This is a genomic window from Petroclostridium sp. X23 (assembly GCF_030013905.1).
GTDB lineage: Bacteria > Bacillota > Clostridia > SK-Y3 > SK-Y3 > X23.
Genome location: NZ_CP124862.1, coordinates 729550 through 744666, shown reverse-complemented (window position 1 = coordinate 744666; position 15117 = coordinate 729550). Strand labels below are relative to the sequence as shown.

Here is a 15117-nt window from a genome sequence, read left to right as displayed (position 1 = left end):
ATGAGAGCCGCTGTTATTGAAAGACCATACTTAATAAAGTACATAGAAGATGCGCAAATGCCTGAGATAAAAAAAGAGAATGAAGTATTAATTAAAGTTGGGGTAACAGGCATATGCGGTTCGGAGATACATGCGTATCATGGCACACATCCATTTCGAATCCCTCCTGTGATATCCGGTCATGAATTGGCGGGAACTGTTGTGAAAGTAGGTAAAAGTGTAACGAAAATTGATAATGGGGATAGGGTAACAGTAGAACCTCATTACGGCTGTGGATCTTGCAGAAATTGTGCTGAAGGGCATTACAATATCTGTGTATCTAAAAAAGTATTGGGTACGCCAGAATGGCCGGGTTCTTTTGGGGAATATATTGTCGTACCTGAGAGAACTGTGATAAAGCTGCCGGATAATGTAACTTTCGAGCAAGGGGCATTGATAGAACCGCTAGCCGTAGGTGTTCACGCAGTCAGAAAGGCAAAAGTGGGATTAGGAGATTCTGTGGCGATTATGGGAGCAGGCCCCATCGGTCTTAGTCTTTTATTGGCAGCTAAAGCCGCAGGTGCTGCAAAAATATTTATGAGCGATATTTCTGAATATAATTTGGAGATCGCTAAAAAGCTTGGATGTACATTTGTAATGAACCCAATGAAAATAAACATCACTGATTTTGTTTCAAGTAAAACAGACAAAGAAGGAGTGGATATCGTTTTTACAGCGATCGGGGTAGAATCTGTATTAAATGACTCTTTTAAAATTGCAAAGCGAGGAGGAAAAATATCGCAAATCGCCATTTTCGGAAAAAATCCTCAAACGGAAGTATCATATGTTCAAAGTAAAGAACTTGATATAATTGGTTCCAATATGTATACGAGGTATGATTTTGAAATAGCTGCAAATGCGATAGCTGCAAATATGTTTGACACATCTTTATTTATCTCTAAGATCATTCCAATAAAGGACATAAGCCAAGGTATAGAAACGGTAGATAAAAAGACGGAAAATGTTATCAAAGTACTTATTCGCTACTGATTTTCATTTAATCATCTAAAAAATAAAAAGGTGTATAATTAAAAATTTGATTATACAAAAAATATTTAAGACCAGCTAATTGTTGTCAATAGGTTTTAAGAAATTTTCTTTAAAAATATTTTAAAGCAAGTGCCTTGAATATAGGCATGACAACAAAACCACCTACTTTTGGTAAACATAAAATAGCCGGTCTCTGGACATTGAAAACTAAACATTGAGCATGTATGTATTAAGCCGCTGAATTCTTTGCTATAAGCATTTTTGCATGTTCTTCAGGCATTCTTAAAACAAATGGTTTTCTATCTCTGAGAACAGCAAAGATGATTGAAACCAGCTTATGCATTACTGCACCTAGTGCTACTTTTTTAGGCTTACTTAGGCATTTTTTTCGGTAGTATTCATACAATACCGGATTGTGTTCCTGGCCATTACGTTTCTTACGTACATTAGCCAGAGCGGTCGTGAAAACTACTCGTCTAAGCAATCTAGGACCCCGTTTGGACATCTTGTTTTCAGTACCTTCAAATTGACCTGATTGAGTAACAGAGGGGTCTACACCGAAGTAAGCAACCAGCTTGTCCGGCTTGGAGAAAGCACTAAAATCTCCGATTTCAGCTATAATAGTAGCTGCAGTCAGTAGTCCGATACCGGGGATGGAGCACAGTAGTTCGATCGTCAAAGATAGAACCGGCATATCCTTTGAAGCATCCTTGTCCAAAAGCTCGTGGATAGCTTCAACGGCTGCATCCAGAGATTGCATCAAGGTTTTAATCATGACAATATTGGCTTTAAGCATTGCAGCATTGGCAATGGAATTAATGCTCAAAGGCTTGAAGTTGCTGGCCTTGGAACAAAGTGATTCGTATTTACCTGTAGCCCATTTAATGTTTTTCCTGGCGGTCTTTTGTATAAGAGAAATCAATTTCTGTCTATCGGCTTTGAGGATATCCTCAGGTGTAGGATATTTTTCAAGAATCGCTAGTGCAGTGCAGGAGGAAACATCCTTGAAGACTTCGGTAAAGCTTAAGAAAAGCTGGTCAACAATACCCAAGAGCCTGTTCTTATAGGCAGTAAGCTGGTCAGAAAGCTTGTAGTAGTGGCGGCAAAGGCTTCTTAGGCAATCTATGTCTTCGTGAGGAATATTGGTGGTTTTAAGCTGTCCGAAACGGTACAGTAAGGCAATCCTCTTAGCATCCACTTTATCATTTTTTACTTTCCTAACCCGAATATTTTTGATAGAATCAGATTGGATGGGGTTTATGACGCAAACCTCATATCCATTCTTCGTGAGGGTTTGGAAAAGGATTTTGTGGTAATGGCCGGTGGATTCCATGATGACGACAGGCTTTGCTTCAAACTCCTTTTCTGCTTTTCTAAGGAGCTCAAAGGCTCTGTCAAAGTTGGAATAGGCATCATGGTTAATCCGGATGCGGGCATACACCTGATTTGAAGGTGAGAGAATTGCCATCTCTGAGAACCGCTTACCCACATCGATCCCGGTAACAGGAACCTGGTTCATAAAAAAGCCTCCTTCATTTTTTTGTATTGTGGACAATGGAGCATCCATTCCTACTCCTGTAAGTATGCAACCTAGCATGTGACACGAGGAACCAGCTAAAAAGCCGGCCTCAACCAGCCAAATCATGTAAACTTACCGGAATGGATAGACAGTCTTAATTACGGGTAGTCGTCTCCATGAGGAGCCGTCCCAGGAGGAATTCCATCAACCCTCCGAGTCCGAAAAGCATTATACATGATTGTCAAGGTACAGGCCAGCCAAATACTGGCAGTAGGCTAAGGTGAGAAGCCTATTGATTTGCTTAAGGTTTAGATACGATATGTTCAAAGTTATGTTAAGTATTAAGATTTGGTAATTCCAGCAACTAAAGTGTTGCTGATTGATTACAACTATATTGTACTAGGAGGAATATTTATGAAAAAAATGCTATGCATGGTTTTAGTGCTGGTGTTGGCACTAAGTATGGTGGCTTGCAGCGGAGGCCAAAAAGCAAGCAATGAATCAGGAGATACTAAAAGCGAGGCAGAACAATCCGATAATAAAACGGATGAAAAACCAGAACCGGCTAAAAAAGTAACTATCAAAGTCGGGCATGTTTTGGCGAAAGATCATCCTTATCAATTAGGGTTGGAAAAGTTTGCGGAGTTAGCGAAACAGTATTCAAACGATACGATTGAAGTGAAAGTTTTCCCTTCATCACAATTAGGAAATGAAAGAGACATGTTGGAAGGCTTAAAAATGGGAACACTTGATATGGCTTTAACCGGCACAGGGGTTACGCAAAATTATCAGAAAAAACTGTCTGTTTTTAGTTTCCCATATATTTTTAGGGATGCAGAACATGCATATAAAGTTTTAGATGGAGAAATCGGAAAAGAGCTATTTGGATTGCTGGAAGAAAACGGTATAAAATATCTTGCCGCTTATGAAAACGGCTTTAGACAGGTAACCAATAATAAAAGAGAAATTAATAAACCCGAAGATTTAAAAGGATTAAAGATAAGAACGCCAGAAGCTGAAATCTATCTTGATACGCTAAAAGCGATGGGGGCAGATTCATTCCCGATGGCATGGGGTGAAGTTATCACCGCATTAAAGCAGGATGTAATGGATGGGCAAGAAAATGCGTTAATACATATTTGGTCTGCAAAAACCTATGAAGTTCAGAAATATATCAATTTAACAAGTCACATCTATGATCCGGCTCCGTTGATGATTAGTAAAAAACTGTGGGATAAACTTCCCAAAGAACAGCAAGATGCTATTCAGAAAGCAGCGGAAGAATCAAGAGATTTCCAAAGAAAGACTTTCCAAGAACAAAGTGAAGATGTCAAGCAAAAGTTGAAAGACAATGGCAATATCGTAGTCGAACCGGACTTAACTCCATTTAAAGAAGCCGTTAAACCTGTATGGGAAAAATTTGAGCCTATTGTAGGAAAAGATCTGATTGATAAAGTTGTAAATACAAAGTAACATCATACCTTCTTTATTGCTAAGGAGACGATGGCATTATCGTCTCCTTTCATAAAATACAGGAGCAGGGGGTAGTATCATCTATGAAGAAACTTCAAAAGATTAATGAGATTCTAGTCATTATCTCTATTTTTATTATGGTTGTTGTAGTATTGGCGCAAGTCATAGGCCGGTATGTCTTTAGTCATTCATTAACTTGGGCGGAAGAATTGACAAGATTTTTACTCGTATGGATTTCATTCTTAGGTGCGGCACTTGCGGCAAAAAGAGGAGAGCATATTGGGATAGATGCATTTGTAAATTTATTTCATGGGAAAGCAAAGCTCATTTTAACAATTATTGATGATGTATTAATTTTAGTTTTTTGGATTTATGTTGCGGTCAGCGGTATAAGTATGGTGATACAAAATGGTGATCAGTTTTCACCTGCTATTCAAATTCCTATGAATATTGTCTATCTGGCTATCCCGGCAGGCGGATTTCTATTGGCTATTTATGTCCTGGATGAATACCGCAAGAGATATTTTACAACACATAAGAAAGATAAGGGGGAATAATCATGGTTGCAACATTATTTTTAGTATGGATAGCTCTTGTAATTATAGGGGTTCCCATTGTTGTTGCTTTAGGGTTATCCTCTGTTATTGCACTGGTAACACAAGGTGATATCCCTATCGCACTTATATCCCAAAGAATGTTTACTGCAATGGACTCATTTCCTTTATTAGCGTTACCATTATTTTTGCTTGCCGGTAAATTGATGGAAACAGGAGGGATTTCCATCCGGTTGGTTAATTTCGCAAGTACACTTGTTGGGCATATTCGTGCAGGTTTTGCGATGATCTCGGTTGTAACAAGTATGTTTTTCGCGGGAATTTCAGGCTCTGCCGTTGCGGATACTGCTGCAATAGGGTCTATATTGATTCCAAGTATGGTGAAAGAAGGATATGATAGAGACTATGCCGCCTCTGTTCAAGCTACAGCAGGATCAATAGGGGTTATTATACCGCCTAGTGTACCAATGGTTGTATATAGCCTGGTAGGAGGAGTTTCGGTCAGTAAAATGTTTCTGGGCGGATTTATTCCCGGATTGCTTTCAGGATTATCTCTTATGGTTGTTTCATATATCATAGGTAAGAAAAAAGGGTATGAAGGCGGGCAAAGAGCGACCCTAAAGCAGCAATGGGTTTCTTTTAAAGAAGCATTGCTCGCTTTAATGATGCCTGTAATTATATTAGGTGGAGTTATGTTCGGAATATTTACTCCCACTGAAGCAGCGGTTATAGCGGTTGCATACGCATTTCTTATTGGTGTATTCGTATATAAAGATTTAAAGATAATGGATATTCCTCATATTCTGTTGGACTCGGTAAGGGATTCGGCCGTAATTATGGTAATCATCGGAACAGCTTCTCTTTTTGGCTGGCTGCTGACCAGCGAAGGATTCCCACAAATGCTGGGTGAAATGCTATTCTCTATTTCTAAGAATCCTACTATTATACTATTAATAATTAATGTTATGTTGTTAATAGTCGGTACTTTTATGGAAACAAACGCCGCAATCATCATGTTGGCACCAATCTTTTTGCCGATAATACAAGAGGCAGGGATCGATCCTGTCTTCTTTGGAATTGTGATGGTAGTTAATCTGGCAATCGGTATGTGTACCCCACCGGTTGGCGTGTGTCTATTTGTAACTTCCAAGATCGCACAAAGGTCTATCAAGGATGTAACTAAAACGGTCCTGCCATTCCTGTTGGCGATGATTATTGTTTTGATATTGATTACGGTGTTCCCGCAACTGGTCATGTACTTTCCTAATGCTTTTATGAAATAAAAATTTTTAAAACCACTTGATTTTTTTGTGCGGCTGCTTTATAATAGTTGATGTTCTCAAAAATTATAAAGTAGTCGCATAGACGTTATGAAGTATTTATAATTGGTAGAACGATATATTTATTATATCTGGGTGTGGCGCAGTTTGGTAGCGTGCTTGAATGGGGTTCAAGAGGCCGGGAGTTCAAGTCTCCCCACTCAGACCAAATAAGAACTTAAATTTTAATACAATGCAAAGTCCTTGGTATCAAGGGCTTTTGTTGTATTCTTCGTAAAAATCGTCTCTGAGATTCCAAAGGATATTGGTATAAAAATGGATAAATATTACAGAAATGCACCCAAGGGGTGCATGATGGGGTTGGGGTGTGCACAATTTCGCAAAAATGAACGAGATTTAATTAATTGAAAAAAAGGAGTGTATCAGTGTATGATTAATGGGAAAATGAAAAAAGTATCACCATCCATGGATGAATGGCTCAAAGAAGCGAAGGCTGATCCAACCGCTTTAAAGGTAGGTATGTTTTTGGTCCATAACGGCGTTGTGCGCCAAACGCCTAAAGCCAAGGTCCGTCAAGGACTTGATGACGGTTCATTGGTGAAGGGAATGGAATTTGCTTATGATGCGGCAAAGGTGGATGCAGCAATTGCTCAAACCTATAAGATGGAGGGCATCTTTTATATCAAGGTTTGGCTCAATGAAGGCCGGCTCGAGCTAGGTGATGACATCATGTATGTGCTTATAGGAGGCGATATCAGACCACATGTTGTTGATGCCTTGCAATTCCTTGTTGAGAAGATTAAAAGCGAATGTGTTACCGAAATAGAACAAAAGCAGTAATTAACTTCAGACTGTCAGGCAGAAGGACCACATCGTCCAAATCATGCGTTGCAAGGACGGTGGCACGACTTGAACCAAGCATGAGTATGTGGAGTATGTTTAATCTTATGTACGCCAATAGAAATATGTATTTTTTAGCAACTGCTGTGATATCTGTTATAAGGGTATCACAGCAGTTTATAAGTAATTCTTTTACAATTGAAATGGACATGGGTATGGCTTCTGTGGACGGTGCATGTGGGAGTGTGTGGTACTGCTGGAGCGAAATTAGGGCGTCATGCTTTTTATTATTAGTTTATTAAAACATGAAAAGGAGCTTAATAATCAAAATGACAAATCATAAACATTTTTGTACCTGCAAGGATACAAACTGCAAATTACATCCTTTTAATCATAATTTGGGATGTGATCCATGCATACGAAAAAATTTAAATGCGGGAGAAATTCCAAGTTGCTTTTTCCATTTAATTGATGACGATATATCTCACCTAAGCGAATTTACTATTGAAAGTTTTGTTAAGTTCTACTTAGAAAACAAAAAAACGTGAATCACTTTTCTACGTAGTACATACTCCGTTCAAAAGTGAATGTAAGAAATATAGACTATTATAGCCGACAAGCAACCATCAAGTCCTGACGAAATCATTATTGTCTACTCAAGGCACATGGAGACGGTTTGTTTGCTTGAACGGAAATAGTGATGGTGTAAAAAAGATTTCTAACTGAAAGGCAATTCAAAACTACTTAGGAAGGGAATGTAAATGAAAACAAAACAAAAAACAATATTCTTCAAAATAATAGTCGTTTTTATTCTAATCATTTCCTTTTTTCTTCCCTCAATTAAATCGTTCATAAACCAAGAGATGAATAGAGAATTTATAGAAAAGGTTAACAAATATGCACTCTCAGCAAATATAAAGATTGTTCAACTAAAATACAGGAACGATGGAAGCAGCAGTTCCACATCGGTTTCAGCAGGCGCTAGTGGAGTAATTATCCGTAAGGAAAATAATAAGTACTATGCGCTTACAGCTGAGCATGTAGTTACAGAATATGATAATATTGATAAAACTCAGATTATTGTTATGGGATATGATGATCTAGATTTTAAAGATTATCTAAGCAAAGGAGGAGAATTTCAGGGAATAGTCAATTATTATCAGCAATTTCCCGAAGCGGTAGTCGAATACTCAAATGATAAATATGATTTAGCCATAATTAGTTTTATTACCGATGAAGTCTATACAGTTCTACCAGTTGCAGATGAAATACCTAAGTATGGCGACATAGTCGCATCTATGAGTAATCCGTATGGCAAAAGAAATATTGTTACTGCTGGAAAAATTAGTAGCAGAAAACCAAGACCCTTTGGTGATGAAGCAGGAAAAATGCAATATCCAATTATTAAGCATACATCTGTATTATCAGAAGGAAGCAGTGGCAGTGCTTTACTTAACGAAAGCCTGGAGATCGTGGGGATAAATTTGGGTGGTAGCGAGAACATATTTCGTCAGTATATTTCTGGAATGGCGATGCCAAGCGATCGAATCCGCGCTTTTTTAGAGGAATGGGAAAATTGGTAGTTTCGATTAAAAGGCAACATTCTTCAAATTTAAGTATATAAACAAAAAGGCTTTAGTCATATGATATTGCATCAGTTGAAGGTGGCTGAAACCTTATTTTATGTGGCTTACAGTAGTTTGTGGGAACATATCACGGGGTTTGGCGAGTGGATCCGGTTCCCCTCGCCTCTACCAAATAAGAACTATAATTTTAATACAAAGGGAAATCCTTGATATAAGGGTTTCCCTTTGTATTTGGGGGTAAAATATAAGTTTAAATTCATGGTTTCAGCATTGACCAAATGTAAAAATGAGGGAAAAGTGCAACCGGGGGTGCAAAAGGGTGCATTTTCTTTGAGGCGTGTGCACCTTTTGGCAGTATTAAAACGGTCACAGAGATAAAAATAGCCTACTCATCATTGTTTTTCAAATTTGACTTCTTCATGCTATAATGCGTGTTTTTTCTCCTTACTGTATTGCCATCATTTTGAATATTGCTGCGTCTTAATTTTTCTCTTTGAACTTGCTCAAATTGATCTTTGGTAATGATTGGAGGGTGACTGTCAGTTACTAAATATTTCTGGCGCTCACCTTTATTAATTTTTCGTTGATTGTTAGGGAAATCATTGCTGAAAGTTTTACCGACAATTACATTTCCGATATATTTTTCGTTGCTTAGCATAGTATCAACTGTTCTTTTAGCCCAGTGTTCCTTACCGGTAGGGGATTTGATTCCTTCTTTTTCAAGCTGCCGAATGATGGTAAGGATACTGTAGCCATTCAGATATAAATTAAATATCTTCCTTACAATGTTTGCTTCATATTCGTTTATAATTATATTGCCTTCGCGGTCATGACCGTAACCAAAGCATTTGCGATTAAAAAGTTTGGAAGTTCCGGATTTTAAGCCATGTTGGATTCCCCATTTAATATTTTCACTTCGGGATTCACTTTCAGCCTGCGCTACGGCTTCAATTATTGACAGCAAGAAGGCTTTATTTGTTTCAAAGATCTGTATTTTTTCAACTTCGAATATAATATCAATATTAATTGAGCGCAACTTATTAATAACATCAAGGGTATCAGCAGTATTACGACCAAAACGGCTTATTGATTTTGTAATAATCAAGTCGATTTTCTTATTCCAACAATCTTCCAACATTCTTTGAAACTCGGGTCGGCCGGATGAGTTTTTGCCTGATTGAATATCGGCATAAATATCAATGAGCTCCCAATCCAGATGTTTTCGAACCATTGCCCTATAGTATTCAATTTGATTTGCAAGGCTCACCAGTTGTTCATCATGTGAAGTACTGACCCTGCAATATACTGCAACATTTGTTTTCCACTTTGTATTGTAGTGTTGAACTCTAGAAATTTTTCTTGTTTTGTCCATTTAGCTATGCGCATCCTTTTTAATGGAGTTTTAAGTTGCATTTTAGCCTACATATCTTTGCTCTAAACATATTATAGTTTCTTACGGTATTTAGCGCAAGATTACATTTAATAATATTTGTTTTTATTAATTATGGGCATGAAGTTTAAATAATATTACTAAATATTATAAGTATACTTTAATATATTGTTGATTATAATGAAGATATGGAGTATAATGTTGCTATGGAGGTGTAAAAAATGGCTATAACAACTAAGGAAAGCATTCTTAAGGTGTTAACAGCATTTAATCCATGGTGGAAAACAGGAGCTGTTCATCCGGATTTTACTAAGCAATATCGTAGATTTGCTTATTATGAAGGTATGAAGCGTTTACAGCAAACCGATTTAAGAAGAGCCATTGTTTTGACAGGTGCACGTCGGGTCGGGAAAACTACAATACAATATCAGATGATTGAAACTCTTCTCAAGAATGGTGTTTCTCCACAGAGAATTGTTTTTATATCAATGGACCATCCAATGCTAAAACTAAGTGGATTGAATGAAATACTTGAATGTTATCATGAAAATATATATGCAAATCAAGATGCTTATTACTTTTTTGATGAAATCCAATATGCCGCAGATTGGGACCGTTGGTTAAAAACTATTTATGATATGCAGCCTAAAACTATTATGGTTGCTACAGGCTCTGCCAGTCCTGCTCTAATGAAAGGGAGCTCCGAAAGTGGTGCCGGTCGTTGGAGTGTAATTCAAGTTCCGACGTTATCTTTTTACGAATATTGTGCTTTGATGGGAATTGAAGAATTGAAGTTAGATGCTTCCATTAGGCCTACTGCTTTTGGTTCTATGACTCAGCAAGAACGAGCAGAGATCATGATAAAGCTTTCAGTTGTTCAAAACCATTTTGTTCGTTATCTTCAGGTGGGGGGGTTTCCTGAATTGGCCTTGTCGCATAATGACTTGATGGCTCAGCAAGTAATGCGTGAGGACGTTGTAGATAAAGTGCTGAAAAGAGATTTACCTTCACTTTATAGCATAAGAAATGCCACAGAACTTGAACGAATATTTTTATATCTCTGTAATGTTTCTTCAGATATTATATCTATTGAAGCTATTGCAAAGGAACTCAATGGTGTTTCAAGGCCAACTGTTGAGAATTATATTCAATATCTTGAAAGTGCCAATCTGATATATATTAGTCAACCTGTAGAAATGATAGGACGTAAGGTGCTCAAGGCAAGGCCCAAAATTTATATTGCTGATGCAGCCATTAGAAATGCAGTACTTATGGATGATTCTGTTTTGACTGATCCGACCGAAATGGGTAAGATGGTAGAGACAGCAGTATATAAACATGTGGCGGCATTCTATTATCAGAAGGCGACTCGTGTTGGGTATTATCGTGGAGGTAAAAAAAACAAGGAAATTGACATAGTTGTTGATTATCCAAACACAAATAACATTTTAATAGAAGTAAAATATCGTGAGCATGCGCCCATTGCAGATGATGATGCAATATGCGAACTTGCCGGTGAAGCATCTGCTGCAATAGTTGTCACAAAACGCGCAGATGATTATGGGGTTCATAATGCACCAAACGGTGAGATACTTTTGCGTATACCTGCATATGCATTTCTTTATTTGCTAGGTCACGCAGAGCGCAATGGGTATAAAGGGGCGGAATAGAGATACCTAAACAAGTCGGCGTTAATCTAATACTGTTAAATTGTATCAAAATATTTAGCCTAATCATCTCAAATAAGAACTATAATTTTAATACAAAGGGAAGTCCTTGATATCAAGGGCTTTTGTTGTTTCTAGGGGTAAAAATGAGGCTGGAAATCAGGTTGGATCACCTGCTAAAATGGAAGGAAGATACAAAAATGCACCCGGGGTGTGCAAAGGGTGTGCACATTTACGCAAAATTATAATGGGTGTGCACTTTTTGGCGGTTAATATAATTTTATTAAACTCATTTAAAAGCGAACTTGTAGAAAGGAATGCTTGTAATGAAATATAGTATCAGAACGATTCAGTTACATGAATTTAATGGAAATTTTCAACGAATAGAGCAAGACTTTGTTCCAGGTGAATATGCTCCATACGATATTTTATATCAGCATCTTCAGACAGGTACTCAAAAAGGTCTGATTTTACTTGAAGATGAATGTGAGGTTGCTTATTGTATTTGTGCAGAAGGGTCTGCAAATGACTACGTGCTTATCAGTCTATTTGCAGTTTACAGGGAGTATAGGGGAAGGGGACTTGGGTCAATATTTCTTCAAGAATTAAAAAAGGTCTATTCAGAAAAGAAAGGTATTATCGTGGAAGTTGAAAAGCCTGAAAACGCGAAAACAGATAAAGAGAAAGCCATACGAGAAAAAAGAATTCAATTCTATCAAAAAGCTGGATTTAACTTGATACCTAACATTGATTATTCAATCTGGGATATATCGATGCATCTTATGGCATTACCTCAGAAGGCTTCAACTCAGATCATTAATGAGCAAATTGAACAGATTATGTATGCAATCTATTTCACGCTAATAGGGGAACGGTGTTTCTACCGAAAGAAATCTTCCGAAAGCTACCGGACTTGCCTGTCCATGAATTGACGAGTATAATGACCATAAAAAGAGAAAGAAAAAGCATCCCCTTTAAATGATAACTGTGTTACCAGCACAGCTATCAGGGAATGCCACCAAAAACACTATGGTTATTATACATAATTATTCTTTAGATTACAATAGATCAAATGGTTTTTTTATGTAAGGAGTAAAGAATTTCATGTATGTCCGGTGTGTGAGCATTCTATGGATGTCATTGGTAGTCGCAAGCGTGGCGTAATAGAAAGTGCTGGAGAGAAAAAACATCTTGTGATTAGGCGCTTATGCTGTTCTCACTGCGGGCGTGTACACCATGAACTTCCAGATATTCTTGTACCATATAAAAGGTATTCTTCACAAACAATTGAAGCAGGAATTGGTGATACAAGAAATGATCTGCCTTGTGAAAGAAGTACCATACGGATATGGCAGATATGGTTTGCATTGTTGGAAAAATATTTTGATGCATGCTTGATAGCAATTAAAATGCTGTATCATCATAATGAAATTACCTTTATATATTCTTTACTCCATCCATTAAAGAACAGAAAAAAATATCCTGCTGGCTGGCTATCCTTGTCCGCCTAATTGTAAATTCAAACCGATGGGTACATACCCGTTCTGCATTTATGTCCGTTTCCTAGTCTGTTAGAATCATAAGAAACAGACAAAGGGGGATATTTTTTGTGATGGATGTAAAACGAAGTGAGGAAATAGCGGCCAATCGGCTCAAACTGATTACCCCGCTGCTGGATACTGCCCTTGATAAGGATAAACGGCAGCAGATGAAGGAAGAGTTATGCTTTCAGACAGGATTTTCGGAGAGGACCATACGGCGCTATCTGCAAGATTATAATGAAAAAGGTTTTGAAGGATTAAAGCCAAAGAATGCCGGACGTTCGGGACAGTCTATCATCCCGGAAGAAGTGATCCAAGAGGCTGTTCAGTTAAGGCGAGAAGTTCCTAAACGGAGTATTTCCGAGATCATAAAGATCTTAGAATGGGAAGGCAAAGCAGAACCTGGCATGCTTAAACGAAGTACATTACAGGACCAGCTTACTTACCGTGGATACTCAAGCCGCCAGATGAGAACCTATCATGAAGGTACTACCGGTGCAAGAAGATTTCAAAAACCATGGAGAAACTATCTATGGCAATCTGACATCAAATATGGTGTTTTCATTGATGGTAAACCCACTTATATGGTTTGCTTTTTAGATGATGCAACACGCATGATATTGCACTCGGAATTCTATATGACGTTAGACCAGAAAATCGTACAGGATTGTTTCCGTAAGGCATTGATGAAATATGGAGCGCCAGATTCCGTATACTTTGATAATGGAAAGCAATACCGTACCAACTGGATGCAGCGGGCTTGCGGGAAACTTGGAATCCGTCTGCTCTACTGCCGTCCCTATGCCGCATCGTCAAAGGGCAAGGTAGAACGCTATAACCAGACGGTAGATTCTTTCCTTAGAGAAGTGCAGGTTGCCAAACCAAAATCTTTAGAGGAACTCAATCGTCTTTACAACGTATGGATGGAAGAGTGTTATCTGCATAAAGCGCATTCGGCATTGGATAAGGGTATGAGTCCTTATGAAGATTATCAAAGTGACAGTAAAAAGATACGGCTGCTATCACCGGAAGAAATCGCAGACGCCTTTTTAGACTATGAAAAACGCAAGGTAGATAAATCCGGCTGTATTAATTTCATGGGAATGAAGTATGAAGTGGAATTAGGTATCCATATGGTTGGAAAGACCGTAGATGTCATATTCGATGCTGCTGATGTATCAGCAGTTAGTATAGAATGTCCGGGAATTGCATCCTGTAGTGCAAAACCATTAAAGATCCAAAGCCATTCAGGTCCAAGACCACGGATGCCGGAGCATCTGCAGCCAATAGAAGTAGAAACCTCAAGAATGCTTAATGCCGCACAAAAAAGAAACGTTCAGCGGGAAAAGAACCATAAGATGGCACTTTCCTTTAAAGGCTTGCAGGAACCTTTCTCAAACTCCAACCCCATAGAAAAGACAGGTGATGGTAATGTATGAAGCGTTCTATGAATTTATCTCTACACCATTTACCCGGAGTTTGCCGACAGAATCCCTGTATATGACAGAAGAACTTGAAGAAATCCTGATGCGTCTAAAATATGTAGCAGAACGACAGTTGTTTGCCGTAGTAACCGGTGACTGTGGAACCGGAAAGACAACCCTGTTAAGAAAGTTCAGTGATAGTGTTGATCCTAAACTATACAAATTCTTGTATATATCGGATTCAAAGCTTACGCCCCGGAACTTCTATCGCCACATTTTAGAACAGCTCGGCTTCGAAGCAAAATATTACAGAGGAGAAGCAAAGCGTCAGCTGCACCGCGAAATCGAAATTATGAAAGGTGTACACCATATAGATCCTATTTGTATCTGTGATGAAAGCCATCTATTGAATCGGGAAATGCTGGAGGAAATACGGTTTTTATTAAACGTAAAGCTTGACTCAGTAAGTCCAATGGGATTAATACTTGTAGGTCAGAGTGAACTATGGGAAAAGCTGCAGCTACAATCCTATGCTGCAATTCGTCAAAGAATAGATATACAGAGTAAACTGAATCATTATGATCGCTCACAAACCGGTGCATATATCCGCCATCAATTAAAAAGTGCGGGATGTGAAAGAGAAATATTTACAGACGCAGCAATAGATGAAATCTTTCGTTTCTCCGGCGGCTCAGCCAGATTAATTAACAAAGCATGCACAAGCAGCCTTCTATATGGAAGCCAGTCGAAAAAACGCATCATTGATGATCATGCCGTTAAGCTGATAATTGACTGTGAACTATCCTAGGAGGTG

The 15117-nt window shown here is 38.2% G+C and carries 15 protein-coding genes and 1 tRNA gene; 14 read left to right on the top strand and 2 right to left on the bottom strand.

Annotated features, from left to right (window positions below):
- Entirely contained in the window at positions 1–1029 is a 1029-nt protein-coding gene (locus QKW49_RS03695; RefSeq protein WP_282866219.1) for an alcohol dehydrogenase catalytic domain-containing protein, read from the top strand.
- Positions 1030–1258: 229 nt separating this feature from the next.
- Here QKW49_RS03695 and QKW49_RS03690 read toward each other — a convergent pair whose 3' ends face one another.
- Entirely contained in the window at positions 1259–2548 is a 1290-nt protein-coding gene (locus QKW49_RS03690) for an IS110 family transposase (RefSeq protein WP_282866218.1), read from the bottom strand.
- A gap of 414 nt (positions 2549–2962) precedes the next feature.
- On the opposite strand from QKW49_RS03690, the gene QKW49_RS03685 reads away from it, so the two are divergent.
- From QKW49_RS03685 to QKW49_RS03650, 8 genes are all read left to right on the top strand, one after another.
- Positions 2963–4021 carry a TRAP transporter substrate-binding protein gene (locus QKW49_RS03685; RefSeq protein ID WP_282866217.1) on the top strand — a complete coding sequence of 353 codons (1059 nt, stop codon included), beginning with the start codon at positions 2963–2965 and terminating at the stop codon, positions 4019–4021.
- Positions 4022–4104: 83 nt separating this feature from the next.
- Positions 4105–4578: a TRAP transporter small permease gene (locus QKW49_RS03680; RefSeq protein WP_282866216.1), complete on the top strand. Its 474-nt coding sequence runs from the start codon at positions 4105–4107 to the stop codon at positions 4576–4578.
- A 2-nt stretch (positions 4579–4580) separates the two neighbouring features.
- Complete coding sequence (locus tag QKW49_RS03675; RefSeq protein ID WP_282866215.1) at positions 4581–5858, top strand: TRAP transporter large permease; 1278 nt, start codon at positions 4581–4583, stop codon at positions 5856–5858.
- Between the two features lie 128 nt (positions 5859–5986).
- Positions 5987–6063 (top strand) — tRNA-Pro (locus tag QKW49_RS03670).
- A gap of 221 nt (positions 6064–6284) precedes the next feature.
- Positions 6285–6695 (top strand): molybdenum cofactor biosynthesis protein MoaE, encoded by a 411-nt coding sequence (locus tag QKW49_RS03665; RefSeq protein ID WP_282866214.1) that lies wholly within the window; start codon positions 6285–6287, stop codon positions 6693–6695.
- Positions 6665–6997: a hypothetical protein gene (locus QKW49_RS03660; protein ID WP_282868242.1), complete on the top strand. Its 333-nt coding sequence runs from the start codon at positions 6665–6667 to the stop codon at positions 6995–6997. Before QKW49_RS03665 ends, QKW49_RS03660 begins: the two co-directional genes overlap by 31 nt.
- A gap of 3 nt (positions 6998–7000) precedes the next feature.
- Positions 7001–7243: a DUF6485 family protein gene (locus QKW49_RS03655; protein WP_349239071.1), complete on the top strand. Its 243-nt coding sequence runs from the start codon at positions 7001–7003 to the stop codon at positions 7241–7243.
- Between the two features lie 213 nt (positions 7244–7456).
- Positions 7457–8278, top strand: coding sequence for a serine protease (locus tag QKW49_RS03650; protein WP_282866212.1), 822 nt, complete (start codon positions 7457–7459; stop codon positions 8276–8278).
- Between the two features lie 388 nt (positions 8279–8666).
- Here the strand turns inward: QKW49_RS03650 and QKW49_RS03645 are convergent, their stop codons facing one another.
- Entirely contained in the window at positions 8667–9653 is a 987-nt protein-coding gene (locus QKW49_RS03645) for a recombinase family protein (protein ID WP_282866211.1), read from the bottom strand.
- A 239-nt stretch (positions 9654–9892) separates the two neighbouring features.
- Between QKW49_RS03645 and QKW49_RS03640 the strand changes: the two genes are divergently transcribed.
- The 5 genes from QKW49_RS03640 (at position 9893) to QKW49_RS03620 (ending at position 15111) form a co-directional block, all read left to right on the top strand.
- Complete coding sequence (locus QKW49_RS03640) at positions 9893–11341, top strand: ATP-binding protein (protein WP_282866209.1); 1449 nt, start codon at positions 9893–9895, stop codon at positions 11339–11341.
- A gap of 323 nt (positions 11342–11664) precedes the next feature.
- Complete coding sequence (locus QKW49_RS03635) at positions 11665–12270, top strand: GNAT family N-acetyltransferase (RefSeq protein WP_282866208.1); 606 nt, start codon at positions 11665–11667, stop codon at positions 12268–12270.
- Between the two features lie 183 nt (positions 12271–12453).
- Positions 12454–12849: a DUF6431 domain-containing protein gene (locus tag QKW49_RS03630; RefSeq protein WP_282866207.1), complete on the top strand. Its 396-nt coding sequence runs from the start codon at positions 12454–12456 to the stop codon at positions 12847–12849.
- 101 nt (positions 12850–12950) lie between these two features.
- Complete coding sequence (locus QKW49_RS03625; RefSeq protein WP_282868057.1) at positions 12951–14318, top strand: DDE-type integrase/transposase/recombinase; 1368 nt, start codon at positions 12951–12953, stop codon at positions 14316–14318.
- A complete protein-coding gene (locus QKW49_RS03620) occupies positions 14311–15111 on the top strand; it encodes an AAA family ATPase (protein WP_282866206.1) in 801 nt (266 codons plus the stop codon). Before QKW49_RS03625 ends, QKW49_RS03620 begins: the two co-directional genes overlap by 8 nt.
- Positions 15112–15117: the final 6 nt, after the last annotated feature.

Excerpts from the sequence above, each read along its gene's own strand:
- QKW49_RS03695 (WP_282866219.1), top strand. The coding sequence starts at position 1 with ATGAGAGCCGCTGTTATTGAAAGACCATACTTAATAAAGTACATAGAA.
- QKW49_RS03690 (WP_282866218.1), bottom strand. The coding sequence starts at position 2,548 with ATGAACCAGGTTCCTGTTACCGGGATCGATGTGGGTAAGCGGTTCTCA.
- QKW49_RS03685 (WP_282866217.1), top strand. The coding sequence starts at position 2,963 with ATGAAAAAAATGCTATGCATGGTTTTAGTGCTGGTGTTGGCACTAAGT.
- QKW49_RS03680 (WP_282866216.1), top strand. The coding sequence starts at position 4,105 with ATGAAGAAACTTCAAAAGATTAATGAGATTCTAGTCATTATCTCTATT.
- QKW49_RS03675 (WP_282866215.1), top strand. The coding sequence starts at position 4,581 with ATGGTTGCAACATTATTTTTAGTATGGATAGCTCTTGTAATTATAGGG.
- QKW49_RS03665 (WP_282866214.1), top strand. The coding sequence starts at position 6,285 with ATGATTAATGGGAAAATGAAAAAAGTATCACCATCCATGGATGAATGG.
- QKW49_RS03660 (WP_282868242.1), top strand. The coding sequence starts at position 6,665 with ATGTGTTACCGAAATAGAACAAAAGCAGTAATTAACTTCAGACTGTCA.
- QKW49_RS03655 (WP_349239071.1), top strand. The coding sequence starts at position 7,001 with ATGAAAAGGAGCTTAATAATCAAAATGACAAATCATAAACATTTTTGT.
- QKW49_RS03650 (WP_282866212.1), top strand. The coding sequence starts at position 7,457 with ATGAAAACAAAACAAAAAACAATATTCTTCAAAATAATAGTCGTTTTT.
- QKW49_RS03645 (WP_282866211.1), bottom strand. The coding sequence starts at position 9,653 with ATGGACAAAACAAGAAAAATTTCTAGAGTTCAACACTACAATACAAAG.
- QKW49_RS03640 (WP_282866209.1), top strand. The coding sequence starts at position 9,893 with ATGGCTATAACAACTAAGGAAAGCATTCTTAAGGTGTTAACAGCATTT.
- QKW49_RS03635 (WP_282866208.1), top strand. The coding sequence starts at position 11,665 with ATGAAATATAGTATCAGAACGATTCAGTTACATGAATTTAATGGAAAT.
- QKW49_RS03625 (WP_282868057.1), top strand. The coding sequence starts at position 12,951 with ATGGATGTAAAACGAAGTGAGGAAATAGCGGCCAATCGGCTCAAACTG.
- QKW49_RS03620 (WP_282866206.1), top strand. The coding sequence starts at position 14,311 with ATGTATGAAGCGTTCTATGAATTTATCTCTACACCATTTACCCGGAGT.